We start from the raw sequence: 24,865 nt of genomic DNA on the forward strand, positions 1-24,865 counted from the left end.
GTCCCGATACCCGGGATGACGTTCCCGGTCCCAGCCAGCCATAGTCAAATTCGTCGTCCACCGCGAGCCCGGACTGCTCGCTGCGAGTTGGAGACGTTTCGTGCAGCTCTCCGTGGCATCGACCTCCCGGCGAATTCTCAGCGTCGGGCGGGCCTTTGAGGTTTTCGTCCTCGTTCTCCGAAATCGGGATCTCCCTAACTCTCCGGCCCGGGATCGAATAATAGGAACTCCGGACCAGTCAAGGAGAGGCTGTCCGGGCCGCTGCACCCCAGAGGCCGGGACCGATCCCGCGCATAGCAGTCGCCGCGGATGGGTCCGGACCGGGAAAACGAAAAATTCTGGAACAGGCTCCTCTTATCGGGGTGAACGAGCACAGTCCCGGCCGGGAAGGAGACAGGAGGCGCCCGTCCATGGACTGTGCTGCAACGAATATCAGGTGAAAGAAAGTCGTGAAAATTCGGCCATGGAATGTCTGGAAGGGTGCCATGAAAAGCAGAACCCGCGCCTTCAATGCCCGCATGGCCTGGCTGGGTGCTGCGGGCGTGTCCGCGGCACTGTTGGCCGGGTGCGCTGCGGGCCCGGACTCCGGTGCCATGCCGGCAGCCACCGATCCCGGGGCCCTTCGGTCAGTATCCGGGACCGCACCTGCCACAGCAGATGGTGGTTCCTCTGCCTCCCCCTCCTCTGCTGATGTCACGGCCGCAACAGCCGCTGACTCACCGTCACCGGCGGCGAAGATGATTTGCGGGGACGAAACCCGGTCCAGCATCGCAAGGATCCTGGCGCTTCCGTCACCGCCACCGACCACCGATGCATGGGCGGACAGCCTCTACACGTGCACCTATGCGCTGCCGCCCGGGTCGTTCGTGCTCTCGGTCAAGGAGACGCCGGACCCTGCCGGCGCCCGCGCCCACTTCGAGGCGCTGCAGCAGAAAACCGCTTCCGCCCGGCCGATCGAAGGGATGGCGAATCTTGGTTTCCAGGCTTTCCAGACCCCGGCAGCCGTGGTTTTCGTCAAGGACAACTTCGTCCTCACCGTCGACGCGACAAGACTGCCTGCGACCCTCGGCCCGCACGACGTTACCTCTGGCGCCTTCGCGTACCAGGTGGCCACCACGGTTCTGGCCTGCTGGTCCGAATAGGTCCCTGGCAGACCACAGAACCAGACCTCACGGTTCCGACCTCGGGACCGGGCTGGTAGGGCCCCGGTCCGGAGGTGGAAAAGCATTCCCCAAGTGCCACCAATCCGTGACGTGGAGCACAACGAATCATCACTGTCACAGTCATGGGCGCGCCCAATCAGGGGAATGCTCATCGTCATTGGAGGAAAAAGTCATGAAGAAGTCTGCTTTCCTGATCGCCCCGGTTCTTGCCGTGGGCGCCCTTGCACTCTCCACGAGCCCGGCGCTGGCCGCGGACAACTCGATGTACCAGGCGAATCTCGCCGCGATCAACGGCAGCAATGCCTCGGGAACGGTCATGATCACCGTTAACGGTGACCAGGCAACGGTCACCGAAAAGGTCTCGGGCTTGGCCGCCATGTTCAATGGCAGTCCGTACCCGCACGTCCAGCACATCCACATCGGCGCGCAGGGCACCTGCCCGGACATGTCAGCGGACACCAGCAAAGACGGCGTGATCAGCACCACTGAAGGAGCCCCCTTCTACGGCGGGATTGGCGCGACCCTGTCCACCAGCGGCGACACCAGCCCGGCAGCCGGTACCGACTTGAAGGTCGCCGGGATGGGCGCCTCCTACACTTACAACCGGACCTTCACCCTGGATGCGAAGACCGCTGATTCGCTCAAGGCCGGGACCGCCGTCGTAGTTGTCCATGGCCTGGACCCGGCCACCCTGCCCGCAGCGGCCCAGAAGGAACCCAGCGACTTGGTACCGTCCCTGCCCCTGGCCGCCACCTCACCGGCCCTGTGCGGGACTCTGAAGGCCATGCCCGCCGGAGCCCCGGGAACCGGGATCACCACCCCTGCCCCGGCTGGCCCTGATCTGGGCCTGCTCGCTGCCGGCGGCGGCCTGGTCCTGGCAGCAGGCGGCGCTTACGCCCTCCGCCGCAAGATGGCAGCCTAGGGGCCGGTAAGGCATCGGGAACAGGCAGGACCTGATGGGATCCCAGCCCAGCGGCAGCCGCGGACGCTTTATCGCGTCCGCGGCGGCCGCGCTGCTCCTGGCCGGCGGCATCACCACCATCGGCCTCGGGCTGCACGCCGAACCTCCCGTCACCGCGGGACCCGCCGCAGTCTCGAGCGCACCGGCCCGGACCCCATCCCCTGATGCCGGAAGTTCCGCACCAACGCCTTCAACGGGCCCGCTCACCCCACCGGCAGCGGCGCCCCTCACGCCTGCAGCCGCTCCTCCCGCTCCGGGCGCCGGGCTGCCTGCCTCCTTGCCGGTCCGGGTGGAGGTACCCGCCATCGGCGTGGACGCGGCCGTGGCTCCCGTGGGCAAGCAAGCCAACGGTGAAGTCCAGACCCCGTCCGGGGAACCCGGCTCACCCGCCGGGTGGTACCAGGACTCCCCAACCCCGGGCCAGACAGGCTCCGCAGTCATCCTCGGGCACGTCAACGCAACCACCAGTGACATCGGCCTGTTCTACCGGCTCCACGAGCTCACTGCCGGCCAGAGCATCACCGTCACCCGCGCGGACCACACCGCCGCGGTTTTCACCGTGGACAAAGTCGACGTCTACCGCAAAGCCAACTTCCCCACCATCGAGGTGTACCAGAACGCGGACCGCCCCGAGGTCCGGCTCATCACCTGCGGCGGCTATGACCGGGCCACCCGGGAGTACCTGGACAACACCGTCGTCTACGCCCACCTGACCTCCAGCCACCCCGCCTGAACATGAGGCCGGGGCACCAAGGGCAACTCCCGTCAGCTCCGTGAAAGAGGAAAACCCATGAGGACAAGCAGGACACGTCAACGAATCACCCTCGCCGTGCTCGCCGCGGCCACCGTCATCGGAGCCAGCGCCTGCGGGACAAGCGGACAAACGACCAACTCACCCGGAGCGCCATCGGGCACAGCATCATCCACCCCCTCCATGGACCACAGCATGGGCGCTTCTTCCACCGGCCCGTCAATGCCCTCCTCAATGGGGGTCTCCAGCGGTCCCGCCGCCATGGCCGAAGCGACGATCCACATCAAATCCTTCGCCTATGCCGGCCCGGACAGCGTCCCCGCCGGAGCGGCAGTGACTGTGATGAACATGGACAGTCAAGCTCACACCGTGACCGCCGATGACGGCTCCTTCGACGCAGTCGTCAAAGCAGGGACCAGCACCACCTTCATCGCCCCGGCGAAACCCGGAACCTACTCCTACCACTGCACCTACCACTCCAACATGCACGGCAGCCTGACCGTCAAATAAGGCCGGGAACGTGCATCAAACCCCGCCCCACCGGGGCAACATCGCGGTAAGGACGCCCCATGAAACCCGACAGGCACCCCAGCTCCCGGAAGGACCCCCCGGCCCCACCCAAGCCTGCGGCAGCCTCCGCGGGCAGTGGCCGCATCCGTCCGCCGGTGCCTGTCATCCTCCGGTTACTCACAGTGGCGGCCCTGGCAGTTGATGCCCTGATCCACGCCCGGCTCGCCCCCGGCTACCAGTCCGCCGCGCCCGATGGTATCGGTGAAGGAAACCTCTTCTACATCGAAGCCGCCGCAGCCGCTGCAGCCGCCATCTACGTCCTGGTCCGGCCCGGCAAGGGAGCCTATCTTGCGGCCTTGATCATCGCCGCCGGAGGGCTGGGCGCCCTGCTGCTCTACCGGTACATCGACGTCCCGGCTTTCGGACCCTTCCCCTCAATGTACGAACCCGTCTGGTTCACCGAAAAAGCCCTGACCGCGCTGGCCCAGGCCATCGCCACGATCACAGCCGCCACTACCCTGCGCCGAGCCCCCGCCCGACCCCTCAACCAAGGAGATCAACAATGACGACCACCTCCAGCACGGCCAGCCCAGTCGGGCAACCCCAGACCAGTGCCACGGCGCTCCGAAGCACGCGGCTGTTCGGGGCCGGCATGCTCGCCGCGGCCGGTGCCGCGCACATTCCCGTCATTCCCTCCCACCTGCGCGAAGCACCCTACATCGGAGTGCTTTTCATCCTGCTGACAGTGGCCTGCCTGGTCCTGGCCGCGTTGCTCACCTGGCATCCGGACGCATTGTCCTACGCCGCGGCAGTCATCATGACCGCGGCGGCCATCACCGCTTACGTTCTTTCACGCACCGTAGGACTGCCCATGATCGAAGATGACATCGGCAACTGGTTCGAACCCCTCGGCATCATCTCCGTCCTGACAGAAGCCGCAGCCTTGCTCACCTGCGCGAGCCTGATCCGGAAAAGCAACACCACCAAACAATGACGGAAACCGACCCCACCGGCCACAGGGGACCTGACGAAAGCTCAAGATTGGAACAATAAGCCGGGAACCTGCCCCGATGTTCTTCCGGCGCATCCCGCAGCTTCTTAGAGTGTCCCCAGAGGGTGAACGTTCACCCACGCGATCAGGTCAAGGGGGACCTTTGAGCACAGTCATCACCGCCGAAGCCACCGAAGGTCCAACCAAAAGCCAGCCTTGCGGCGTAGTACCGGTACCCGCGCCTCCCAGGACCCGGCTCGCAAAACCACGCGCCGCACAACAAACCTCTCATCCGGCGCGCCGGGAACATGAAATGCAGCGCGTGATCCGAGACCTGGCCACCCTTGCAGCCACCCGCCCACCGGGCGCATAGATAACCAAGGCCTGCGCTAGGAGAACCAACGGCTCCGCCCAAGAACTGCAGCGGCATCAACGCCGCATGTCGGAACTTCTCGGGGACCAGCTCGACGGCACCGACGCGCACTCCCAAAGCATTCTCGTTCAAGAACCGGCAGACCAAAACCCCATCCTCGCCGACCAGGCCAGCAAGGCTATCCAACGGATCCATCAACTTCGACAGAACGTGGAAGCACTCTCATCCGATCTGGAGGCAGCACACAACGTCAACCGTGCCCTGATGACCGAAACAAACCGCCCAGCCCGGGAGCGTGCCTAATTCCCAGCGACATGGTTTCCGCGAGCAAGACAGTGGATACTGGGCCTCGGACAGCAGCGAGTTGATGGCTGAAGCGATCGTTTCGGGCTGGTTTTCCGGGGCTGAAGTGTTTGCTCTTGGGGATCCCGATCAGGTTGCAGCTCAGTTCCGCGGCGAACCGTTCTCCGAACTCGGTCCTCTGGAACGGTCTGCTTCACCCAAACCACCCTGGCGCGGAGCCCAAGGGGGCGGAGCCGTAGCCGGGCATTTCCCGCGCGACGGACCGCCCCTGAACCAGAGGCACGTGGCGCCAGAGGCTAGTTAAGTGGGGATGCCATGAACGAGGATGACCGGCTCCCCGCTCCTGTGTTCGAGCCCCCGACCCTGCTCGGGCGAAGCGCATCACTGTGGGACTAGGTTGGCCAGCCCGCCACATCCAGGAGAACAACCCGGTGGCAACAGCTTGAACAGACCGGCCCGGTGTGGTGTGTGTGTTCGAGATCGCAGAACCCCGGCCAAGGGTCGCTCTATCGTTGCGGCTACGGGAAGAGCATCTGCGTGCCGTGTCGACGGGGGCGTTGTCTCCGCGCATCCGGATACGCAGAAAACGGTGAAAGGTAAGAATATGGTCAGGGCAATCTGGAACGGGAAAGTCATTGCCGAGTCGGAGGATACGGTAGTGGTTGAGGGCAATCACTATTTTCTGCGTGAGGCGGTAAATCCGCTGTATTTGAGGGACAGCGACATGTATTCCATCTGCCCGTGGAAGGGGCGGGCCAGCTATCACACGCTTGAGGTTGATGGCCGAGTCAACGTCGATGCGGCCTGGTTTTACAGCGACCCCAAGAAGCGGGCTGCGCCGATCAAGGATCGTATTGCTTTCTGGCGGGGCGTGAGGATCGAGAAGTGACGTGCCCGGGTGGTCAGAGGTAGCTGCAGATCCTGGACGGGTCGCAGGCAGCCGGGTCCCCGGCCGCGACCGACTGGTAGGAGGCGGCCACCCCTGCCCGGAGGGCTGTCAGTTCAGCAATTTTCGCATCCAGTTCAGCCAGTTGGCCGGCCAGAATGTCGCGGACGTGGGCGCAGGGGGCGCTGCCGGGCTCCTGGACGGCGAGGATGCCGCGGATCTGGTTGACGGACAGCCCTGCAGCCCTGCCCCGGGCGATGAAATCAAGGCGGTCCACGCTGTCCTGGTCGTACTGCCGGTAACCGTTGGTGCCGCGTCGGGCTGCCGGGAGCAGACCCTGTTCCTCGTAGAAGCGAAGGGTCTTGGGCGTCATCCCCACAACTTCGGCAACTTCACCGATACGCATTTATGGTCCTCGTTTCCACTATCCGGGGCGGGTGCTTTTGAGGCTCCGGACGATCCCTACGTTCCAGTTTAGGTGAAGGTATTTCCTGGCCAGTCGAACCTTCCGCGCCAGGGGTGCCCGGCTTTCTTGACCTTCCCCTATAGGGGAAGGTGCAGGGTGGGACGAGGAAGGACGAGCATGTGCCCGGAAAGTTTCACGGCCGGTCGCGGACTCGTCGTCAATGCCGGATCCGGAGGTTTCATGTTTGCTAAGCGACGTTTTGATTTTGATCTGGCAATTGTCGGGTCAGGCGGGGGTGCCTTCGCTGCGGGCATCCGCGCCACCAACCTGGGCAAGAGCGTGTTAATAGTGGAGCGGTCAACAATTGGCGGGACCTGCGTGAACACCGGGTGCGTTCCTTCCAAGGCGCTGCTTGCCGCCGCCGAGGCCCGGCACGTGGCTCAGGACGCCGGGGGAAGATTTCCAGGGATCACTGCAGACGCTGGCCCGGTGCACATGCCGGGACTGATGAGCGGGAAGCGTGAGCTGGTAGAGGGGATGCGTTCGGAGAAGTATGTCGATCTGATTGAGGACTACGGCTGGGAGCTCCGCCAGGGCACCGCGACTTTCTCGGGCACACCCCACGAACCGGTCCTGGACATCGCTTCCCCCGACGGCGCCGGGGAGACGGTCACGGCATCCCACTACCTCGTGGCGACGGGGTCGGCGCCCTGGGCTCCGCCGGTACCCGGGCTGGAAGATACCGGCTACCTGACGTCCACGACGGCGATGGAGCTGGAAGAGGTCCCGGAGTCCCTGTTGGTGGTCGGCGGCGGCTATGTGGCTCTGGAGCAGGCCCAGCTGTTCGCGCGGCTGGGATCCAGGGTGACCATGCTGGTGCGTTCCCGGCTCGCGTCGGCAGAGGAACCTGAAGTTTCGCTGGCATTGATGAGTGTCTTCACCGATGAGGGTATCCGGGTGATCCGGCGCGCGACCCTGGCCTCGGTCGGCCGGGATGAAAGCACGGGCGGGGTGAGGGCGGTGGCTGACGTCGCAGGCAGCCGGCAGGAGTTCCGGGCCGCCCGGCTGCTGATGGCCACCGGACGACGCCCCGTTACTGAGGGATTGGAGCTGGAGAGGGTCGGGGTGAAGACCGGGAACCGGGGCGAGATCCTGGTGCAAAAGACCCTGGCCAGTACCAACCCGCGGATCTGGGCCGCGGGCGATGTCACCGGGCACCGGGAGTTCGTGTACGTCGCATCCGCCCACGGCGCCCTGGCCGTGGACAATGCCTTCACCAGCGCCGGCCGCGAGGTTGATTACCGCCACCTGCCGCGTGTGGCCTTCACCAGCCCGGCGATGGCCGCCGTCGGGCTGACCGACAAGGAGGCAAACGGCGCCGGGATCAATTGTGAATGCCGTGTGCTGCCGTTGGAGTACGTTCCGCGCGCCCTGGTGAACCGCGACACCCGGGGCTTCATCAAACTCGTGGCCGAGAACGGCACCGGCACGATCCTTGGACTCACCGCCGTAGGGAAAGAAGCCGGTGACATTGCCGCCGCAGGGGTCTACATCCTGGCAGCAGGCATGACCGTTGACCAGGTCGCCAACCTGTGGAGCCCCTACCTGACCATGGCCGAAGGGATCAAGATCGCGGCCCAGTCCTACACCACGGACATTTCCCGGCTCTCCTGCTGCGCAACCTGAACGCGCTCCGGGGGCGGGCCGAACCACCACGAAAGGCAGGAACTGATGGAAGAGCACTTCGATGTGGCCGTCCTGGGCATGGGCCCCGGGGGTGAAGTGGCAGCCAGCCGGCTGTTGAAGGCGGGCAGGAAGGTCGTGGTCATTGAACGCGAACTGATCGGCGGTGAATGCGCCTACTGGGCCTGCGTGCCCTCCAAAACCCTCCTCCGGCCGCCCGAAGCGAGGACCGCGGCAGACCGGACGGCCGGCGTCACAGGAGCGTCCCTGGACTGGGCTGCGGCCAGCGACTACCGGGACTACATGGTCCGGCACCTGGACGACAAAGCCCAGGTCGACGGCTACGCGGGGCAGGGCGCGACGGTCATCAAGGCCGAAGCACGGATCACTGGTCCGGGCACCGTGCAGGCGGGCGACAGGACCCTCACCGCCGAGCACATCATCATCGCCACCGGCTCCGAAGCCGTCGTCCCCGCCCTGGAAGGCGCAGAAAGCATCACCACCTGGACCAACCGGGAAACCTTCACCGCCACCACCCTGCCGAAACGGGCAGCAGTGATTGGCGGCAGCGCAGTAGGCATCGAAACGGCCACCTTCCTGGCCCGCTTCGGCGTCGACGTGACCCTTGTTCACCGCGGTCACGGTCTGCTGGAACGCGATGAACCCCGTGTTGGTGAGCTGGCCCGGCTCTATCTCGAGGAGGCCGGCGTCAAGGTGCGGCTGGCCGTCCGTGCCGTCCGGGGCCGAAGGGAAGAGAACGACAGCGTTCTGGAGCTCGACGACGGCACATCGGTCAGAGCCGACGTCGCCATTTTCGCGACGGGCCGCCGGCCCCGGAGCAAGGACCTGGGCTTCGAAGCGGCAGGGGTTAGCCTCGATGACCGGGGCGCGGTGCAGGTCGATGAATATTGCCGGGCGGCTGACAATGTGTGGGCGATCGGCGATGTCACCGGCGTCATGCCCTTCACCCACGTTGCCAAGTACCAGGGCCGTATCGCCGCCGACGCCATCCTCGGCCGCCCGCATCCGGCCACCTACGAGGGCATCCCGCGCGTGGTGTTCGGCGATCCGGAAATCGCGGCCGCGGGGATCACCCAAGCCCAGGCCGACGAGCAGGGACGATCCACCGCGTTCGCCGAACTGGACCTCGCCGAATCACTCGCACGCCCCTGGACCTATGAGCAGGAACCCCGCGGACAGCTCGGACTGCTCACCGACACCGACGAAGGGACCCTCATCGGGGCCTGGGCCGTGTCGCCCCTGGCCGGGAAATGGATCCACCAGGCCTCCCTCGCCATCCGGACCCGGATCCCGATCGCAGCCCTGCACGACCAGGTTGCGCAGTTCCCCAGCTACAGCGAGGCTTTCCAAATGGCCCTTGAGAACCTCAAATACAGAAAGGAAACCCTATGAGCGTCGCAAGGGATGTCACCGATGCCACGTTCGACCACGAAGTGTTGCGATCGGACAAGCCGGTCATCGTGGATTTTTGGGCGGACTGGTGCGGGCCCTGCAGGATGGTCTCTCCCGTCCTGGACCAAATCGCCGCCGAGCACGCCGACACAGTCGACGCCGTGAAGGTCAACATCGACGAAAACCCCCAGGTAGCCGCGGAGTGCGGCATCACCTCCATCCCGGCCATCTACCTGTTCAAGGACGGGGCCCTGAAGTCATCAGTAGTCGGTGCCCGGCCCAGGCAATACCTTGAGACGGAATTCGCGCAGTACCTGCGATGACCGTCTGCGGAAAACTTCGGAGAACCGACCCAGGTGGTGCCGCCGTTACGGTTGTGTCCCCGGCCCCAGCATGGTTGAACAGAGCGTAAAGGATCAGGATGCCCCGGGGGCTGACCAGACCCGGAATGTGATACCGGCCACAGGCCGCATGAACCTCGCGCCGGCTCTGCGGCCACCGGCAAGCAAGTGCTACTGAAGGAGAACCAGTATGAAGCCCTCACTCATTGTTTTCGATGTCAACGAAACCCTTTCGGATATGTCCCCCATGGGCCAGCGGTTCGTTGACGTAGGCGCCCCGGCACCCGTGGCGAAACTATGGTTCGCTACCCTGTTGCGGGACGGCTTTGCCCTCACCGCCGCCGGAGACAACGGCAGCTTCGCCGGGATCGGCTCCGAAGCGCTGCGCGGCCTGTTGACCGGCATGGACCTGAACCGGGACACCGAGGCTGCCGTGGAACACGTCATGTCCGGGTTCTCCAGTCTCGGGTTGCACCCGGATGTCATTGCCGGCGTCAAGGCCCTCCACGCAGCCGGATACCGCCTGACCACCTTGACCAACGGTTCCACACAAGTCGCCGAGAAACTCTTTACCGATGCGGGCATCCGGGACAACTTCGAGCTTCTGCTCTCCGTGGAGGATGCCCCGGCCTGGAAACCAGGCAGGCAGTCCTACGACTACGCCGCTTCCGCCTGCGGCACCGACCCGGAGGAGATGCTCCTCGTCGCCGTTCACCCCTGGGACATTCACGGCGCGTCACGCGCTGGCCTGGCCACCGCCTGGATCAACAGGACAGGCGGCCCGTACCCGGACTATTTCCAGGCCCCTGACTACACCGTGTCCACCCTCGATGATCTGGTCCCGGCCCTGTCTGAAGGAAGCTGAGGCCGGGCATGGCTGTTCGTCTGAGCTCGGAAATGCGGGCGCTGGCACACCAGCTGCGCTACGAGCCGACCCCCCGCCGTATCAGGGCGGACGCCGGAGGCGCGACTCTTGTGGATTCCCAGGACGCCATTCTCGTGTTCGAGCCGCGGAAACTGACACCTGTCTTCGCGGTCCCGGACGCAGACATCGCCGCAGATCTGCTGCCCGCGGCCACCGGCCGGCTCAGGGAAGGCCCGCGTTCACACTTCTCTGCCCACACCACCGAGGGCCAGGTGCTGACCCTGGGAAACGGGGACCTGGAACTGCCGGAGGCAGGATTCAGACTTGCTGACGCTGATCTGGCGGGCCATGTCCTATTGGATTTTGGCGCGTTTGGCCAATGGCGCGAGGAAGACGAGGTCATCGAAGGCCACCCCCGGGACCCCTTCCACCGGGTCGACGCGCGCGCCTCCTCGCGCCGGGTCAGGGTGGGCTACGGGAGAACGGCCCTGGCCGAAAGCGTCCGGCCGGTTTTTGTCTACGAGACGATGCTGCCGGTGCGGACCTACCTGCCCCGGGAGGACGTCGACTTCGGGGTTCTGAACCGAACCTCGCACAGCACGATCTGCCCGTATAAGGGCACAGCCTCCTACTGGTCAGTCACCGGTGGAGGATCCAGGGGTGAAAACATCGCCTGGAGCTACGAGGCGCCCCTTCAGGACGCCACGCATCTTGAAGGCCTGATCGCCTTCTATGACGAACGGACCATCATTGACGTGGAAGGAAGAAGCGCATGACTGAAGAACAGGTGCTGCGGAAGACAGTCAACGTCAACGGCACAGGGTTGTCCTACCTGGAGGCGGGCGCGGGCAGCGGCACGCCGTTGCTTTTGCTGCATGGCACCTTTTGGAGCAGAGTCTGGCTCCCGGTGCTCCCTGCCCTGGCCGCACAGGGCCGGTGTGTGGCACTTGACCTCCCGGGCTTCGGTGCCAGCAGCGGCGAGCTGGACATCCAGACCGCTACCGTGCCGAAGCTGGCAAAGACCGTGCTGGCTGCAGCGGACGCGTTGGGCCTGGATCATTTCGACCTCGCCGGGCACGACATCGGCGGCGGAATCGCCCAGCACCTGGCGGCAACCTCGCAGCGGGTGCGGCGGTTGGTCCTGATGAACTCGGTGATGTTCGACTCCTGGCCCGTACCGGCGGTTGAGAGGTTCCGTGACCCGGAAGTGCGCGCGGGGATGGGAGTCAACGACATGGTCGCCGCCAGGGCCGAAACGACCCGCAAAGCCGTAACCCGGGAGCTGAGCGAGGATGAGGTGGCCGACTACGTCGCACCCTGGAAGGATCCGGCCAGGGGCCGGTCCTGGATGGCGATGGCCGCGGCTGCGGATGCCAGCTATACCCTGGAACTCGTTCCGGCTTTGAAAGCCGCGGCCGTCCCGACGCGACTGGTCTGGGGCCGCGACGACGAATTCCAGAAAATCAGCTTTGCCCGCCGCTATGCGACGGAAATTCCCGCAACAGACCTTGTCGAAGTGCCGGGAAAACACCTTCCAACAGAGGACAGCCCTGGACAGGTCGCGGCGGCCATCCTCGAACACTTGGCATGACAGCACCGGCGGCCCCGCCCAGCGGAGGTCAGAACGGGATGACGCCACCGGGGAGGAAGAAGTGATGAGCAACAGACATGGGAATGCACCGCAGCGCGGCGAAGGGAAGGACATGCCGGCGGTGCCCGGCTGTGACGCCGGGCCTGCGGGCAGAATCGGGTTCGTGCTTCGCGAACTTGGGCACCTGCTGACCCGCTGGCGGGATCCCGGGCGGGCCGCAACGAACCACGGGGCCCGGCCCGGCTGTTCGGGGGCTGGAGGGGCACCGGCCGGCCCCTCGGGCGTGAGGGACAGAGAGGGAATGCGCTGATGATGCTTGTGCAGACGGCGGGGCAGAGCCTGCTGGAGGCGTTTTTCATGTTGTGGGCGACCTTGTGGGCCCTGATTTTCGGATTTACCCTGTCCGGGGCGGTGCAGGCGTTCGTGTCCCGGCACGAGATGCAGAAAGCCATGGGTGATCACCGGCCCGGGACGGTGGTGCGCACAGGGTTCCTTGGGGCCGCGTCTTCAAGCTGTTCCTACGCGGCGACGGCGCTGGCGAAATCGCTATTCCAGCGTGGCGCGGATTTCACCGCGGCGATGGTCTTCATGGTCGCCTCCACGAACCTGGTGGTCGAACTGGGTATCGTGCTGTGGCTGCTGATCGGCTGGCAGTTCGCGCTGGCCGAATTTATTGGTGGGGCGATCATGATCGCCCTGTTCGTGCTGATCGCCCCGCGTGTTTTCCCTGCCGCCGAACTCGAACAGGCCAGGGAACGGCTTAACTCCCGTGCCAGCGTGACGGGCCGTGCCGTGGAGTCTGACGAGGCTGAGCGGCACGGGGTGGGCCTGTGGCAGCGGTTGCGGTCGAAGGCAGGCTGGGCTGACGCGGCCGGTTACGCTGTCTCGGACCTGAGCATGCTGCGCCGTGAACTGCTCATCGGCTACCTGGTCGCCGGAATTCTGGCTGTCGCTGTCCCCGCCTCGGCCTATAACGTCGTGTTCTTTTCGGGTCACGGGTTGTGGACGGATCTGGAGAACGTCATCGTGGGCCCGTTTGTGGCGTTCATCAGCTTCGTCTGCTCGATCGGGAATGTTCCCCTGGCCGCGGCCCTGTTCAAGGGCGGGCTAAGCTTCGGCGGGACCGTCGCGTTCGTCTTCGCGGACCTGATCGCCCTGCCGCTGGTGATCATCTACGCCAAGTTTTATGGACGCCGCATCGCGACCCGGATCTTTTTCTCGTTCTGGGCGGTCATGAGCGTCTCCGGGCTCGCCGTGGACCTGCTCTTCCGGGCTGCGGGGATTCCCGCTCCCGCCCGTCCCGCACAGATCGCCCACACGTCCTTTCAATGGAACTACACCACCTGGCTGAACATCCTCTTCATCGCCGTCGCGGCGGTGGTCTACTGGCTGTACAGGAACAGGGAGCGCTTCGGCGGGATGGAAAAATACGCCAAAGACCCGGTGTGCGCGATGCAGGTGGAGCGCGCCCATGCCCCCGCCGCCCACACTCATGCTGGAACAACGTATTACTTCTGCTCCGACCGGTGCCACGGAAAATTCGTGACTAACCCCGAAAAATACATCCATCAGCCCGGTACCGAACCCATGCCACCAGGTGCCCCGGAGTCGAAGGCAGGCCGTGATGACGAGTCCTCTGGGTTACCGGAAAAGGACGGCGGCCTGGCGGCCGTCACGGTGGGGGATCCGGTGTGCGGGATGAGCGTCGATACCGCCAACCCGGGCGCAGTCCTTGTCCACAACGGCAGGACCTACTACTTCTGCTCAGAAGGTTGCCGTGACACCTTCGCCGCTGACCCGGCCGGTTACTCACGCACCTGAGCCCGGCGCCTGGTCTGGCTCTCTGGGCGCCTGCTGCTGCAGGTCCGCCGCGGAAACTCAGCTGCTGCCGAGGTTCTTTTCCTTCAGCCAGGCCGTTGCGGCGTCCCGGGGGCTTTGCTTGGCATCCCCGGAGACTTTTTTGTTAAGTTGCACCAGATCTTCGGTGGTGAGGACCCGCGAGACTTTGTTGAGGATGTCTTTGGCCTTGCTGTCGACACGGTCGCTGCGGATCAGGGGCAGAACCTGCTGGGCGGCGAAGTTGTTCCTGGGATCTTCAAGGGCGATCAGGTTGTTGCCGGCAATCAGCGGTGACGTGGTGAAGATGTCGGCCGCCTGGATCCTGTCATCCAGCAGTGCCCGGAGGGTCACGGGGCCGCCACCGTCGCTGAAGGGCACGAACTCCTTCGGGACGCATCCGTAGGTCGCCTTAAGCCCGGGCAGGCCCTGGGGCCTTTCCTGTGCCTCGGGCGGCATGCCCAGCGCAATCCGGTCGCAGACCTTCCCCAGGTCCTCGAGGGTTTTCAGCCCGTACTTCGCCGCGGTTTGTTCTGTGACGACGATGGCGTCTTTGTCCTCGGCTGCGGCCGGTTCGAGCACGCCCAGCCGGGCCGGAAGCTTGCCCGGCAGTTCTTTCATCACGTCCGCCGCGCTGGTTGCCGTGGCACTCTTGTCCACGTATCGCAGGAGATTGCCGCTGTAGTCGGGGACCAGGTCGATCGAGCCGTCCTGCACGGCTCTGACGTAGACCTCCCGGGATCCGATCTGTGGTTTGGTCTGAGCAGGCACGCCTCCTGCATTGAGGGCACCGGCGTAAATTTCGGCGAGTGTCTCACTCTCGGGAAAATTCGCTGACCCTACGAGCAGCGGTCCCCCGGTGGCCGGGCCCGTCTCTTGTTTGTCCTGCAGAGGGTTTGCTGGTGAGCTGCAGCCGGCCACGCCCAGGATGAGCAGGAAGCCGGTCATGATGCTGGCCGGCCGGACAAAAGAGTTCCACATCAGTTTTCCTTCAAAAGGGTAGATCCTGGATGGCATGAGTGTGGCTGCGCAGGCTGCCGGCAAAGGTCGGACGGAGCAGCCGCCGCGGTTCCCCGGGCCCGGCCGCGGGCCGGGCCCCGGGTGCAACAGCCGGTTGCTAGTCGTTCAGGGGCGGTGCAGCGGGAACGTCCAGCTCTGTCCCCGCGTAATGGTTGAAGTAATTCGTGAACAGGTTTGCGGCGATATGTGCGAATGCCTCAGCGAACTCTTCGTCGGTCCATCCCGCGTCCAGTGCTGCCTCCCATACGGGCTCGGAAACGTTCCCGGTCCGCGCGGCCGCTTCCCGTGCCACCTCCGTGATGGCCGCCAGTTTCGGGTCGAAGTCCACTTCACCGGCACGGATCGCGATGATCTGTTCGTCAGTGAGACCTGCTTTGCGGGCCGACACCGTGTGCGCGCCCTGGCAGTAGTCGCAATCGTTCTGGTTGCCAACTGCCAGGGCGATCGCTTCCTTGGTCCGGGCATCGAATGAACCGTGGGCGGCAATGGCCTTCGATATGCCGTCATAGGCTGCGATCACTACCGGTGAGTGGGCCATTCCGGCATGGATGTTCAGCAGCCTTCCCATCCGCCGTTGCATGGTGGCGGCCAGCTCCTTGGATTCGTGCGGTGCCGTCTCGAGAGAATGTGCGCGAATGCGGGGCATGTGTAACTCCTTGGTGTGTCAGGTCTTGCCGGGTCAATGGGGGCACTGCCCCGGGTTGGGGGTCCCCGGATACCCGACCAATGTGCGCGACCGATCGAGTGTCTGCAGCTCACGGGCCGCTGCTCACTGCCGCCGCCCGCAGGGCTGCCGCGTTCTGGATGGTGATGCGGCCGCGGCCTTGACGGATGATTCCCTTGGCAGCGAAATCTGCCAACGCCTTGCTCGTGGCTTCCCGGGTTGCCCCGAGAAGACCGGCGATTTGTTCGTGAGTGAGGCGGATGGCTTTGCCCTGGCCGAAGCGGCCGCTGGGCGCCGCAGCATCGAGGCTGATCAACAAGGAGGCGGTACGGGCCAGGAGTGGCCGCAAGGCAAGGTCCGTGAGGCGCTCCTCCAGCCGGGCTACCTGTTCCCCCAGCAGCCGGGAAATGCGGATCGCGATGCGCGGGTCAGAGATCAGGTACCGCTCCACATCCTCAACGCCAAGCTGGCAGATGGCGGCGTCCTCGATGGCCTCGGCGTAGTTGTCATACATGCGTTGGCCCACCAGCAGCATTTCCCCGAAGACTGCCCCCGGTTCCAGAATTGCCATGGTGAGGGCCTTGCCGTCCTCGGTCACACGGAAAATCCGGATCCGACCCGATTTGAGGATAAACAGCGCGGTGACGGGTTGTGACTGGCTGAAGACGAGTTCCCCCCGGCGGAACATCCGCGCCGGCGCCATCATGTCCATCGCGCGCATCTCCTCAGCGCTCAGGTCCGCGAAGAGATCCACCTCGTTCAGGCAGTTGAACGGATCATCGGGGCCGGAAGTGAGTGGGTATGGTTCCCGCTGGCCCGGCGACCAGGGCCGGGGGCCACCGACGGCGGCCTCCAGCCCCTCTTCCCACTTATCGCTCATCGGCGCGCTTCAGGACCCGGGCGGCGACCACAGCAAGAATGATCCCGTAGATCAGGTGGCCCATGAGGGACCATCCTGCCGTCGCGTTCACCATGAAGAGCGGCATGCCAAGCATCATCGGCATGATCAGCAGGGGGCCGAGTACCCACCAGAGCGCCCCGTAGCCCATGCCGACCAGCGTGCCCCGGCCGTAGGTCTTCAGGAGCCCGGCGAACGGCACGGTCAGGACCAGTCCGATCAGGATTGAGATCACCAGGTGGATTCCGAAGCCCACCCAGGCGGAGTCCGAACCGACCATGGAGGCGATCATCGGAAGCATGCCCATCATGGCCATCAGCACACCGAAGACGAGACCACCGGCGATACCGCCGGTGACGCCGGCGGTGATGCGCCGGGCAAGGTGACCCGTGACAGGGTGTGGCTGGTGCGCCACAGGAGATGTAGCGGACATCGTGCTGCCTTTCGTTGAAGCGGAACTGCTTACCTTCGAAAGATAGGCCGGGAGCAACGGGCTGCTCTGTAAACGTGGACACATAACGGGAGGGGGTCCCGACAGGGTACGGGGAGGTGCAGCCCGGCCCTGCCGGGCAGGCCCGGTATCAGGCGTCAGCCCGCCTTTTCCATGACGTGCCCGCAGCAGCACGTCGGATTGCGGTCCCCGCCGTGTCCCGGGGCCGCTCCTTTGGTGACCGTAATTTCGCATCCACAGTCCTCATCGGGGCAGCGGTAGATCTCGCCTTCCTGCAATGCCATGACCAGATCCTTTCCTCAGTTATTGGTTGCCGGTAAATTCACGCTAAAACCTTCCAGTCAGGGGAAGTCAAGGGCGTGCCCGCGACGCTCCGTGTCCGCGAGGGGTGAGTGGAAGGAGCTTGCGCAGGCCGGCGTTTTCGGCAGGGTCCATGACGGAATGCTGGACGCACGCGGGGACCAGTTGTCCGGTCTCGGGGTGGCCCATGGTGTACATGCAGGCGCGTAGCCGTTCCTGGACCTCCCGGGTTTTCGGGTCCTCACTAACCACGCCCTTCTCCAAAAGATCCCACGCCGGCGCGACGTCCGTTGCGTCCATGAAGTTGTGCACCACGAAGGTACGGAAGGACAGTTCGCCGGCGCATGCGGAAGCGAAGATGTGGCGCAGGCCGCCGGCGCGTTGTGCCAGGCGCTGCCCGAAGCGCAGAACCACTGGGACGTCGGCGGGGTGGGTGAGCAGGGCCCTGATGATTTTGGCGGCGACGATCCAGTGGGGCGTCCCACCGAAGTACATGCCACCGAAATGGGCCAGCAGCCTATCCCGGGCATCAATATCGTCGGGGCTGTCCGGGTCAATCAGAGGCGCGAGAGTGCCGCCGGCCCGGAGGACCAGTGCGGTGCGGTTGCAGCGTGTGTCCCCGAACTGGGTGCCCTGCCAGGGAATCCGCTGCCCGGTGCCTTGCTCGATGCGGTCCCAGACCGCATCAATGGTGACGTCGGAGAAGTCCTTGCCCCATCTCCTGTCATCGCCCATGTAGGCGGCAGGCTGGAAGGAGAGCATGTCGAAGGGCATACGCAGAACGGAACCGGTGACGCCGGGAACCTGGTCGATGTTCGTTGGCGTTACGGTCATGTTGTGGGCGATGTATGAGCGGATGCCGTGGTCCTTCCGGAGAGCTGTGAACATGGCCGCGAACCGCTCCCGAAACGGATCCAGCTCGGCTTCGTTCCGCGGCCGGGGTGCTCCCCTGCGTCCGCGCATGAGGGAGTCAAAATGGGCGGCGAACGATACTTTCCGGAACCGCGGCTGTCCAGTGCGGTCCAGGGCGACGTCGAGAAGGTACTGGTAGTCGAAGTCCCCATGCGTCATGGACATCGGTTCGCGGCCAGCCGCGCGCATCGCTTTGAGGGCCGCCGCATGGTCTTCGGCCGGGAGCAGACTTACTTCCCCGCCGATCAGCTGAGCGTGGGAACGGGGTCCGCGCAGACGGCGGAGGAGCATCATCTGTTCCGTCACCGCGTTCACGGTGTGGCCGCCGTCGGTCCTTACCTTGTTCGCGTCTGCTGAGTGGTAGCAGGGTGTGCAGGTCAGATTGCATTTGGGAAAGACTCCGCGGGTTCCTTCGCAGCCCACCGCGGTCCTGCCCAACAGTTGGGCGGGGGTTTTAACGTGCCCCGGCAGCTCGGCCCACCGCCGGTCCAACGCGGCGCGGCTCTCCGGATGAACCGGCCTGGTCAGCAGTTCAAATTGGCGTAAAAGAGCCGCGATTGTGCGCATACCGGCAACCCTACGGTGAGCCGGCGCCCGGTTAAGTAATCTGGGGCACAGAGCCGGGCGTTGGAAGCGGTCAGGATGGGTCTTTGTGAAGAGCTCCTGCGCGGATCTGCAAATGTCCTGCCCTGGCGGACGACCTGAGGACGTTAGTGCAGTCCTCTTCAACAGCCAACCAAGGGTGCGCAGTTATGTCTGCCCCGCCCAGGGTGCACGCCGCCCGCGCCACGGGAGTGAGCAGTCGGGCCCACCCCTCCGGGTCTTTCATGTCGACCACAGCCACCCGCGCCTCAGCTTTCAGCAGCGCCTTGAGGTTGGCCCAGGCCCGCCGCCATTCAGCCATCAGCGACAGCGAATAAGTAGCCAACGCGGCATCGGATTCCGTAGATCCGCCCTGCTCCCGGATGGCGGCCCGGATCGCTGCCGGGTCCAGGATGACGGCGTCGGCCTGGATAAGGATGAGGTTCTTCCAGCCCGCTCTGGTGGTGCGTCGGCGGGCCTGTTCAAGCATCCGGGCGCTCCGGTCGATGCCGACAATCTTGCCCCCAGGGCCTATCCGCTCCTGCAGCAGGGGAAAGTTGAGACCGGTTCCGCAGCCCACATCCAGAACCTGCTCCCCCGGCCGTGGCCCCAGTGCTTGAATCCCCCGGTCCCGTCCCGCCCGATACACCGGGTACTCACCGGAGAGCGCATCGTAAAACGGGGCGAATGCTGTGTACTTATCAGGAATAGCTCTCTCCTTTGAAACAGGTCCCCAACCGGACCGCAAAAAGGCACGGCTGCCGGTATCTTCCCAACGGCCAGGCAGGCGTCAACTGTTAGGAACTTCATCATGGCACCCACTCACGGAATCATTGACTTCCTGGTCCTGGGCGGAGGGACAGCGGGAATCGTCGGCGCGAAGACGGCAGCAGGTTTCGGCGCCCGCACGGTCCTGGTGGAACAGGCACGCACCGGCGGCGACTGTCTCTGGACCGGCTGCATCCCTTCCAAGACGCTCGTCTCCGCGGCCGCGCAGGCTAAAAACCGGCGGCCTGGCGGCGGTGGGAAACCCGACTTTTCGGCCGTCCGGGAACGAATCGCCGCCGCCATCCGGACCATCGAGCCCGTGGACACCCCTGAAGCCCTCGAAGACGCCGGGGTTAAAGTGCTCTCCGGACACGTGTCCTTCACCGGCCCCGGAACGGCCGTCCTGAACGGGCAGGTCCTCCGGTTCCGCCAAGCCCTGATCGCCACAGGCGGGGAACCCGCCAGACCCCGAATCGCCGGACTGGACCCCGCCGGGACCGTCACATCCGAAACAGTCTGGGACCTCATCAGCCTGCCCAAAAGCCTTGCGATCCTGGGCGGTGGGCCGATCGCCTGCGAACTGGGCCAGGCCTTCGCCCGGCTCGGCGCCGACGTCACCATGATCGTCCGCTCCCGCATCCTGCCCAAGGAGACACCGGAAGCGGTAGACATCATCCGCGACAGCCTGAGGGCAGACGGCGTGGCAATCCTGGAGAATTCCAGCGTCAGCCATGCCACCAGCCCCGCTCAGGGGCACAGGCTGCACCTTGAAGACGGGACCGCTGTTGACGCTGACACCGTATTGCTGGCAGCCGGACGTACCCCCCGCACCATCGGCATCGGCCTCGAACACGTGGGCGTCCACCTCGACGAGCGCGCACATGTCCTCACCGATGAACACATGCAAACCACCAATCCCCTGATCTGGGCGGCCGGAGACGTCACCGCCCATCCGCAGTTCACGCACGTGGCCGGCGTCCACGCCAGCGTGGCAGCAACGAACGCGGTCCTCGGGCTCCGACGCCGGATCAGCCCCGCCATCCCACGCGTCACCTACACCGCACCCGAGATCGCGGCCGTGACAAGCGGCGGGGCCGGGCAACCGGCAACCTCCCGGACCGTGCGGCATTCCCACCTTGACCGGGCCGTCACCGAGGACAGGACCGAGGGCTTCACCGAGCTTCTCGTAGGCCGCGGCGGCCGCGTCGTGGGAGGCACCATCGTGGGTCCGCGGGCGGGCGAATCCCTCGCTGAACTGTCCCTGGCCGTGCACAAGAAACTCACCACGTCCGATATTGCCGGCGCCACCCACGCCTACCCAACGTACTCTGACGGGGTCTGGAACGCTGCGGTCCTCGATGTCCGTGAACGCCTCCGGTCCCCTCTGACACGTAACGCCATCAAGGGGCTTGCCATTATCCGACGGCTTACCCTCGACGCTCGCCGGATCAGCTCAAAGCCCGGTAGCCGGCAACGATCCGGTGCCCAGCACTGAACCCCACCACCACGGCCCAGAGGGCGGCGATCACCCAAGCCAGGTCCGGGAAGACCAGCCACAAACTGTGTACCACCACGGTCTCCATTCCTTCTGCCAGTCCACCAATAAACGACAGCGACCGTCCGTCATCGATGCGACGGCCGGTTTTTTCGGCAATGGATGAGAAGGCCAGGAACACGGCGCCATTGATGTAGTAGGCGAAAAGGACCAGTAGGAAGGGCAGCCACGGGGCACCGAAAGCCGCCGTGGCACCCATCCCGACGCCGACCACCGTGGCGCCATACACAACGAAGTCCGCGCTGATGTCCCAAAAGCCGCCCCGTCCGGGATCTTCTTCCCCTGACCGGCGCCGCCGGAGGCGGGACAGGGGACCGTCCAGGCCGTCAGCGGCCCGGCACAGCAACCACCCAACCAGCGCGGGAATCCACCACTGGACCGCGGCAAGGCCGGCGCTTGCCAGGCCCAACAACAGGTTCAGCCCAGTCAGCCGGTCCGGTGTAATCCAGCGCCGGTCCAGGACTGCGGCCATCCGCTCCAGCACGGGCCCTGTTCGTGTCCTCAGCGCAGCGTCAAACACGTTCGGCCCCTTTGTAGCGCATCCGCACAGCCATACCCAGCCCGGCAACGGTCAGCAACCCAAGCACGGCCACGGCGGCCTGGACTTGCCAGCCGAACTGCGGCCCGAAAGCCCCCAGTGTCACATAACTGACCGTGCCTGGCAGGATGCCCAACGCCGTACCCAGCAGATAAGGCCACCATGCAACAGACGTCAGCCCGGCCAGGTAATTGATCGCCGTGAACGGCAGCACCGGCAGCAGCCGCACACCAACTACCGCAACAAACCCCCGCCGCTTCAACACCTCATCCAGTCTCCCTACCCTGGCACCGGTGTAATTCTCAACAGCCTCCCGCCCCAACCAGAACGCAGCTGATGCACCCAGCAGCGCCGCAACCACCACCACCCCTACTCCCCCAGCTGCGCCAAAGACCACGCCGGCACCGATCGACAGCACGTTCTTGGGCACCGGTGTAAGAGTCAGCGCGGCATATCCAAGGACGAAAACCACCGGACCCCAGCGAGTGCCAGTGAAGTACCTCTGCACCTCCTCCACACTCGGTACCGGGAACAACAGCGCGGCCACAGCAGCGGCTGCAACAAAAACCACCAACACCATAAGACGTGCCCAAACACGGCGACGGCCCGTCATGCCCACCACTATTCAGGTTCCCGCATCGTCGCTCCTCCTGACGTGGAATGCATGCTCCAGGCAGCGCCTTTCGGATCAAGCTAACCCCCGCTAACCTGCTGGTCTGTAATCTGTCGCACAGAACCCGCCATCTTCTCGCCCGGAGTTGATATATGCATAGGCAACACCTTCCCACTCTGCACGTGCCAAACGTAACTAACCCGTGATCGCCGCTGTGACCTGCAGAAATGGAGTTGAAGGGTAGATAATCAGACCCGGCGGGTCGGGCTCACAGCTGCGGACCTTCGAACTGCGCCGGCAACCACTGGCCGAGCAGTGGTTCCTGGAGGCCATCACTGACATCTGAGCCTCGTCCTGCGTAGCGGCGGCCCCGGCTGCGTTGTGATCACCGGCTCAATCCGTCGTATGACCGGTGGGCCCAGCCGGTCCAATGGCTATTCCTGGCGGTTGAGTCCCTCTTCCTGACCAGCCAGAACTACCCCAACCGGCCCACCTTCTGTCTCGGAGCAAATGGCCGACGGGTGTGGTCTGGCACTACACGAATGCCGCCGGCCGGGCCGGAATCATTGATCAGAATATGCTGCACAAGGCCGGGTAGCGGCGAGGGCACCCGGCCGTTGAAGCCACACCCAAAGACCTCGAAGCATCCATGACGGCACGGAGCAGGGTCACAGCCTGAGTGCCTGAACGGATAACCCCCTCCGGGATAAAGACAACAAAAGGAGTCCAGGAGGGCGTATCCGCAGCAGCATCGAGGGGCACCCCACGACACGACACCTCCCGAGGTCCCTTACCTCGTTACGCATCACACCGCCCGCAGGCGCTCCTGTCCCAGGATTTTGTCGGGCGGTCGTGGAATTTGGCTTGTTCCGGAACGCCCGGACATGCGCCAGCATGCCCGGGCCGTGGTTGTCCCGGTGTTCTTAGTCGTTGTCGCCGCTGGTATTGATAATGCCGTTGACCCCTGCAGGGAAGAACCCGCCCGAGGTGACTTGGTCGGGATTCAGGTAGGCGATGTTCAAAACCTGCGCTGCGCTACGGCTGAACGCCAGCCCGTTCGCATCAGTGGGAACAAGGTTGGCCACCGCTGCTGTGCCAATGCCCTGATCCAGGTCCGTGGTCCCGTCCAGGCTGTCCCGGGCATCCGAAATCTTCTGCACCGTGGTGTAGATCGCCGGCGTCTGGACCCCTAAAGCGTAGAGCGTAGTCCGGATGATGCCCGCGTGGTAAGCCTCGACGGCCAACAAACCCGCGGCTGCCTCAAGGTAGGTTTTATTGCTGATCAACGGGGCAGCGCCTTTATAGGCTGTGACGCCAACGTCTTCGAATATAAAGGCCCCGAAAAGGAAGTTGACCTCGTTGGCGTAGACATCGAACTTATCGTGCAGACCGATCAGTCCCGCTGCCCGGGCAGCGGCGGTAAAGCTGTCGTCAAGGCTGATCCGCGGCCGGGACACGGCAGCACTCCCCAACGCACTGCGGAGGAAGGCAACATGGGATTTTTCATCCCCGGCGATCTCCTCAGCATATTTTTTGATCAGCGCTGTCTTGAACGGTACTGCCCGACCACCGACCACCGGACCCCGCTGCCCGGTCCCGGTGGTCATGTTATCCGGCAACCCCATCCCGGTCACGGCCCGGAGATAGAACTCAGCCTCCAGGTATTCAAGGTTCAACGCGAAGTTCAGGATCGCCGCGTCACTTGGGCCCTCGGACTCCTCCGCCAAAGCAGGCGAAGCCACCGCAGACGCAGCAACGAAAGCCGCCCCGGCAGTGAGCCCGCTCAACCCCGCAGCACGGAAAAACCGGCGACGGTCCACCGCGCTCTCAGCACTCCGGGAAATAGCATCAACAATAAAGCGTTGTTCAAACATGGACATTTCTCCTGCCATTCAAAACCAAATGGCGGGGGCAGGAACATACTCCTCTAGCGCACCCCAGCGCTGCGACACCCTCGTCGCCACGACCAGACCGGCCATGATACTTGCCAGAGTACTCGCCCTGGCAATACCCGGGAAAGGAAACCAAGAACCGGGATCCTGAAACATCCTCAGTCGCCTCGTCCACTCCAAAAATGGCTTCCTGAATCCTTCGAAATGCTCTTTGGCGCCTATTATCGTGCCCGCACGCGGCTACGCCAGTCGGCTACAGCGGCTGCCGGACGACGGTCACTTTCCAACGACGGGCAGCAGCGTGCTGAGGACTGCTCTGGGCTGCAGCGGCCCGGACTGCCTCTCCTTGATTGGTCCGGAGTTCGTATTATTCGATCCCGGACGGAGGGTTGGGAGCCGCTCGATTTCCGAGAACGAGGACGAAAACCTCAAAGGGGCGCCCAGACGTTGAGAATTCGCCGAGAGGTGAATGCGGCGGAGAGCTGCACGAAATGTCTCCAACTCGCAGAGAGCAGCTGGCCTTTCAGCCGGGGCCCTGGTGGACGACGAATTTGACTAGGGCTGGCTGGGACTCGGAACATCATCCCGGGTGTCGGGAT

At 64.6% G+C, this 24,865-nt stretch carries 27 protein-coding genes; 16 read left to right on the plus strand and 11 right to left on the minus strand.

The window, feature by feature from the left end; translation table 11 throughout:
* The first annotated feature begins 485 nt into the window (after window positions 1–485).
* The 8 genes from AB0313_RS20375 (at window position 486) to AB0313_RS20410 (ending at window position 5,941) form a co-directional block, all read left to right on the plus strand.
* On the plus strand, window positions 486–1,142 hold the full coding sequence (locus AB0313_RS20375) for a hypothetical protein (protein WP_366307960.1): 657 nt from the start codon (window positions 486–488) through the stop codon (window positions 1,140–1,142).
* Window positions 1,143–1,335: 193 nt separating this feature from the next.
* On the plus strand, window positions 1,336–2,085 hold the full coding sequence (locus AB0313_RS20380) for a hypothetical protein (RefSeq protein WP_366307962.1): 750 nt from the start codon (window positions 1,336–1,338) through the stop codon (window positions 2,083–2,085).
* Window positions 2,086–2,119: 34 nt separating this feature from the next.
* Window positions 2,120–2,857 carry a class F sortase gene (locus AB0313_RS20385; protein ID WP_366307964.1) on the plus strand — a complete coding sequence of 246 codons (738 nt, stop codon included), beginning with the start codon at window positions 2,120–2,122 and terminating at the stop codon, window positions 2,855–2,857.
* Between the two features lie 57 nt (window positions 2,858–2,914).
* Entirely contained in the window at window positions 2,915–3,385 is a 471-nt protein-coding gene (locus AB0313_RS20390) for a cupredoxin domain-containing protein (protein ID WP_366307966.1), read from the plus strand.
* Window positions 3,386–3,444: 59 nt separating this feature from the next.
* Complete coding sequence (locus tag AB0313_RS20395; protein WP_366307968.1) at window positions 3,445–3,951, plus strand: hypothetical protein; 507 nt, start codon at window positions 3,445–3,447, stop codon at window positions 3,949–3,951.
* Window positions 3,948–4,379, plus strand: a complete 432-nt coding sequence (locus AB0313_RS20400) for a hypothetical protein (RefSeq protein ID WP_366307970.1) — start codon at window positions 3,948–3,950, stop codon at window positions 4,377–4,379. Before AB0313_RS20395 ends, AB0313_RS20400 begins: the two co-directional genes overlap by 4 nt.
* Window positions 4,380–4,815: 436 nt before the next feature.
* Complete coding sequence (locus AB0313_RS20405) at window positions 4,816–5,052, plus strand: hypothetical protein (protein WP_366307972.1); 237 nt, start codon at window positions 4,816–4,818, stop codon at window positions 5,050–5,052.
* Window positions 5,053–5,656: 604 nt separating this feature from the next.
* Complete coding sequence (locus AB0313_RS20410) at window positions 5,657–5,941, plus strand: DUF427 domain-containing protein (RefSeq protein ID WP_366307974.1); 285 nt, start codon at window positions 5,657–5,659, stop codon at window positions 5,939–5,941.
* Between the two features lie 13 nt (window positions 5,942–5,954).
* On the opposite strand, the gene AB0313_RS20415 is transcribed toward AB0313_RS20410, so the two are convergent.
* A complete protein-coding gene (locus AB0313_RS20415; protein ID WP_366307976.1) occupies window positions 5,955–6,344 on the minus strand; it encodes a heavy metal-responsive transcriptional regulator in 390 nt (129 codons plus the stop codon).
* Window positions 6,345–6,584: 240 nt separating this feature from the next.
* On the opposite strand from AB0313_RS20415, the gene merA reads away from it, so the two are divergent.
* The 7 genes from merA to AB0313_RS20450 all read left to right on the plus strand — a co-directional run bounded on the left by merA (window position 6,585) and on the right by AB0313_RS20450 (window position 14,058).
* Window positions 6,585–8,030: a mercury(II) reductase gene (gene merA / locus AB0313_RS20420; RefSeq protein WP_366307978.1), complete on the plus strand. Its 1,446-nt coding sequence runs from the start codon at window positions 6,585–6,587 to the stop codon at window positions 8,028–8,030.
* 45 nt (window positions 8,031–8,075) lie between these two features.
* On the plus strand, window positions 8,076–9,440 hold the full coding sequence (locus tag AB0313_RS20425) for an NAD(P)/FAD-dependent oxidoreductase (protein ID WP_366307980.1): 1,365 nt from the start codon (window positions 8,076–8,078) through the stop codon (window positions 9,438–9,440).
* A complete protein-coding gene (gene trxA / locus AB0313_RS20430; RefSeq protein ID WP_366307982.1) occupies window positions 9,437–9,763 on the plus strand; it encodes a thioredoxin in 327 nt (108 codons plus the stop codon). The genes AB0313_RS20425 and trxA overlap by 4 nt, the downstream gene beginning before the upstream one ends.
* Before the next feature lie 208 nt (window positions 9,764–9,971).
* Window positions 9,972–10,646 (plus strand): haloacid dehalogenase type II, encoded by a 675-nt coding sequence (locus AB0313_RS20435; protein ID WP_366307984.1) that lies wholly within the window; start codon window positions 9,972–9,974, stop codon window positions 10,644–10,646.
* 8 nt (window positions 10,647–10,654) lie between these two features.
* Window positions 10,655–11,422, plus strand: a complete 768-nt coding sequence (locus AB0313_RS20440) for a DUF427 domain-containing protein (RefSeq protein WP_366307985.1) — start codon at window positions 10,655–10,657, stop codon at window positions 11,420–11,422.
* Window positions 11,419–12,237: an alpha/beta fold hydrolase gene (locus tag AB0313_RS20445; protein WP_366307987.1), complete on the plus strand. Its 819-nt coding sequence runs from the start codon at window positions 11,419–11,421 to the stop codon at window positions 12,235–12,237. Before AB0313_RS20440 ends, AB0313_RS20445 begins: the two co-directional genes overlap by 4 nt.
* 309 nt (window positions 12,238–12,546) lie before the next feature.
* Window positions 12,547–14,058 (plus strand): permease, encoded by a 1,512-nt coding sequence (locus tag AB0313_RS20450; RefSeq protein WP_366307989.1) that lies wholly within the window; start codon window positions 12,547–12,549, stop codon window positions 14,056–14,058.
* A gap of 57 nt (window positions 14,059–14,115) precedes the next feature.
* Here the strand turns inward: AB0313_RS20450 and AB0313_RS20455 are convergent, their stop codons facing one another.
* From AB0313_RS20455 to AB0313_RS20485, 7 genes are all read right to left on the minus strand, one after another.
* The gene (locus tag AB0313_RS20455) at window positions 14,116–15,054 is read right to left on the minus strand and encodes an ABC transporter substrate-binding protein (RefSeq protein ID WP_366307991.1); all 939 of its coding nucleotides are present in this window, start codon (window positions 15,052–15,054) and stop codon (window positions 14,116–14,118) included.
* A gap of 136 nt (window positions 15,055–15,190) precedes the next feature.
* Window positions 15,191–15,739: a carboxymuconolactone decarboxylase family protein gene (locus AB0313_RS20460; protein WP_366307993.1), complete on the minus strand. Its 549-nt coding sequence runs from the start codon at window positions 15,737–15,739 to the stop codon at window positions 15,191–15,193.
* Window positions 15,740–15,848: 109 nt separating this feature from the next.
* Window positions 15,849–16,637 carry a Crp/Fnr family transcriptional regulator gene (locus AB0313_RS20465; protein WP_366307995.1) on the minus strand — a complete coding sequence of 263 codons (789 nt, stop codon included), beginning with the start codon at window positions 16,635–16,637 and terminating at the stop codon, window positions 15,849–15,851.
* A complete protein-coding gene (locus AB0313_RS20470) occupies window positions 16,627–17,088 on the minus strand; it encodes a hypothetical protein (RefSeq protein WP_366307997.1) in 462 nt (153 codons plus the stop codon). Before AB0313_RS20470 ends, AB0313_RS20465 begins: the two co-directional genes overlap by 11 nt.
* Before the next feature lie 155 nt (window positions 17,089–17,243).
* The gene (locus AB0313_RS20475) at window positions 17,244–17,390 is read right to left on the minus strand and encodes a hypothetical protein (protein ID WP_366307999.1); all 147 of its coding nucleotides are present in this window, start codon (window positions 17,388–17,390) and stop codon (window positions 17,244–17,246) included.
* 67 nt (window positions 17,391–17,457) lie between these two features.
* Window positions 17,458–18,885 carry a hypothetical protein gene (locus AB0313_RS20480; protein ID WP_366308001.1) on the minus strand — a complete coding sequence of 476 codons (1,428 nt, stop codon included), beginning with the start codon at window positions 18,883–18,885 and terminating at the stop codon, window positions 17,458–17,460.
* Window positions 18,886–18,955: 70 nt separating this feature from the next.
* Window positions 18,956–19,549, minus strand: coding sequence for a methyltransferase domain-containing protein (locus AB0313_RS20485; protein WP_366308003.1), 594 nt, complete (start codon window positions 19,547–19,549; stop codon window positions 18,956–18,958).
* A 162-nt stretch (window positions 19,550–19,711) separates the two neighbouring features.
* Here AB0313_RS20485 and AB0313_RS20490 point away from each other — a divergent pair, with 162 nt between their 5' ends.
* The gene (locus AB0313_RS20490; RefSeq protein ID WP_366308005.1) at window positions 19,712–21,163 is read left to right on the plus strand and encodes an FAD-dependent oxidoreductase; all 1,452 of its coding nucleotides are present in this window, start codon (window positions 19,712–19,714) and stop codon (window positions 21,161–21,163) included.
* Here AB0313_RS20490 and AB0313_RS20495 read toward each other — a convergent pair.
* The 3 genes from AB0313_RS20495 to AB0313_RS20505 form a co-directional block, all read right to left on the minus strand.
* A complete protein-coding gene (locus AB0313_RS20495; RefSeq protein ID WP_366308007.1) occupies window positions 21,117–21,743 on the minus strand; it encodes a CDP-alcohol phosphatidyltransferase family protein in 627 nt (208 codons plus the stop codon). The genes AB0313_RS20490 and AB0313_RS20495 overlap by 47 nt on opposite strands.
* A complete protein-coding gene (locus AB0313_RS20500) occupies window positions 21,736–22,308 on the minus strand; it encodes a VTT domain-containing protein (RefSeq protein ID WP_366308009.1) in 573 nt (190 codons plus the stop codon). The genes AB0313_RS20495 and AB0313_RS20500 overlap by 8 nt, the downstream gene beginning before the upstream one ends.
* Before the next feature lie 989 nt (window positions 22,309–23,297).
* Window positions 23,298–24,248, minus strand: coding sequence for a ferritin-like domain-containing protein (locus tag AB0313_RS20505; protein WP_366308011.1), 951 nt, complete (start codon window positions 24,246–24,248; stop codon window positions 23,298–23,300).
* Between the last annotated feature and the right edge of the window lie 617 nt (window positions 24,249–24,865).

The organism is Pseudarthrobacter sp. NPDC080039 (genome assembly GCF_040702335.1).
Classification (GTDB): Bacteria; Actinomycetota; Actinomycetes; order Actinomycetales; family Micrococcaceae; genus Arthrobacter; species Arthrobacter enclensis_A.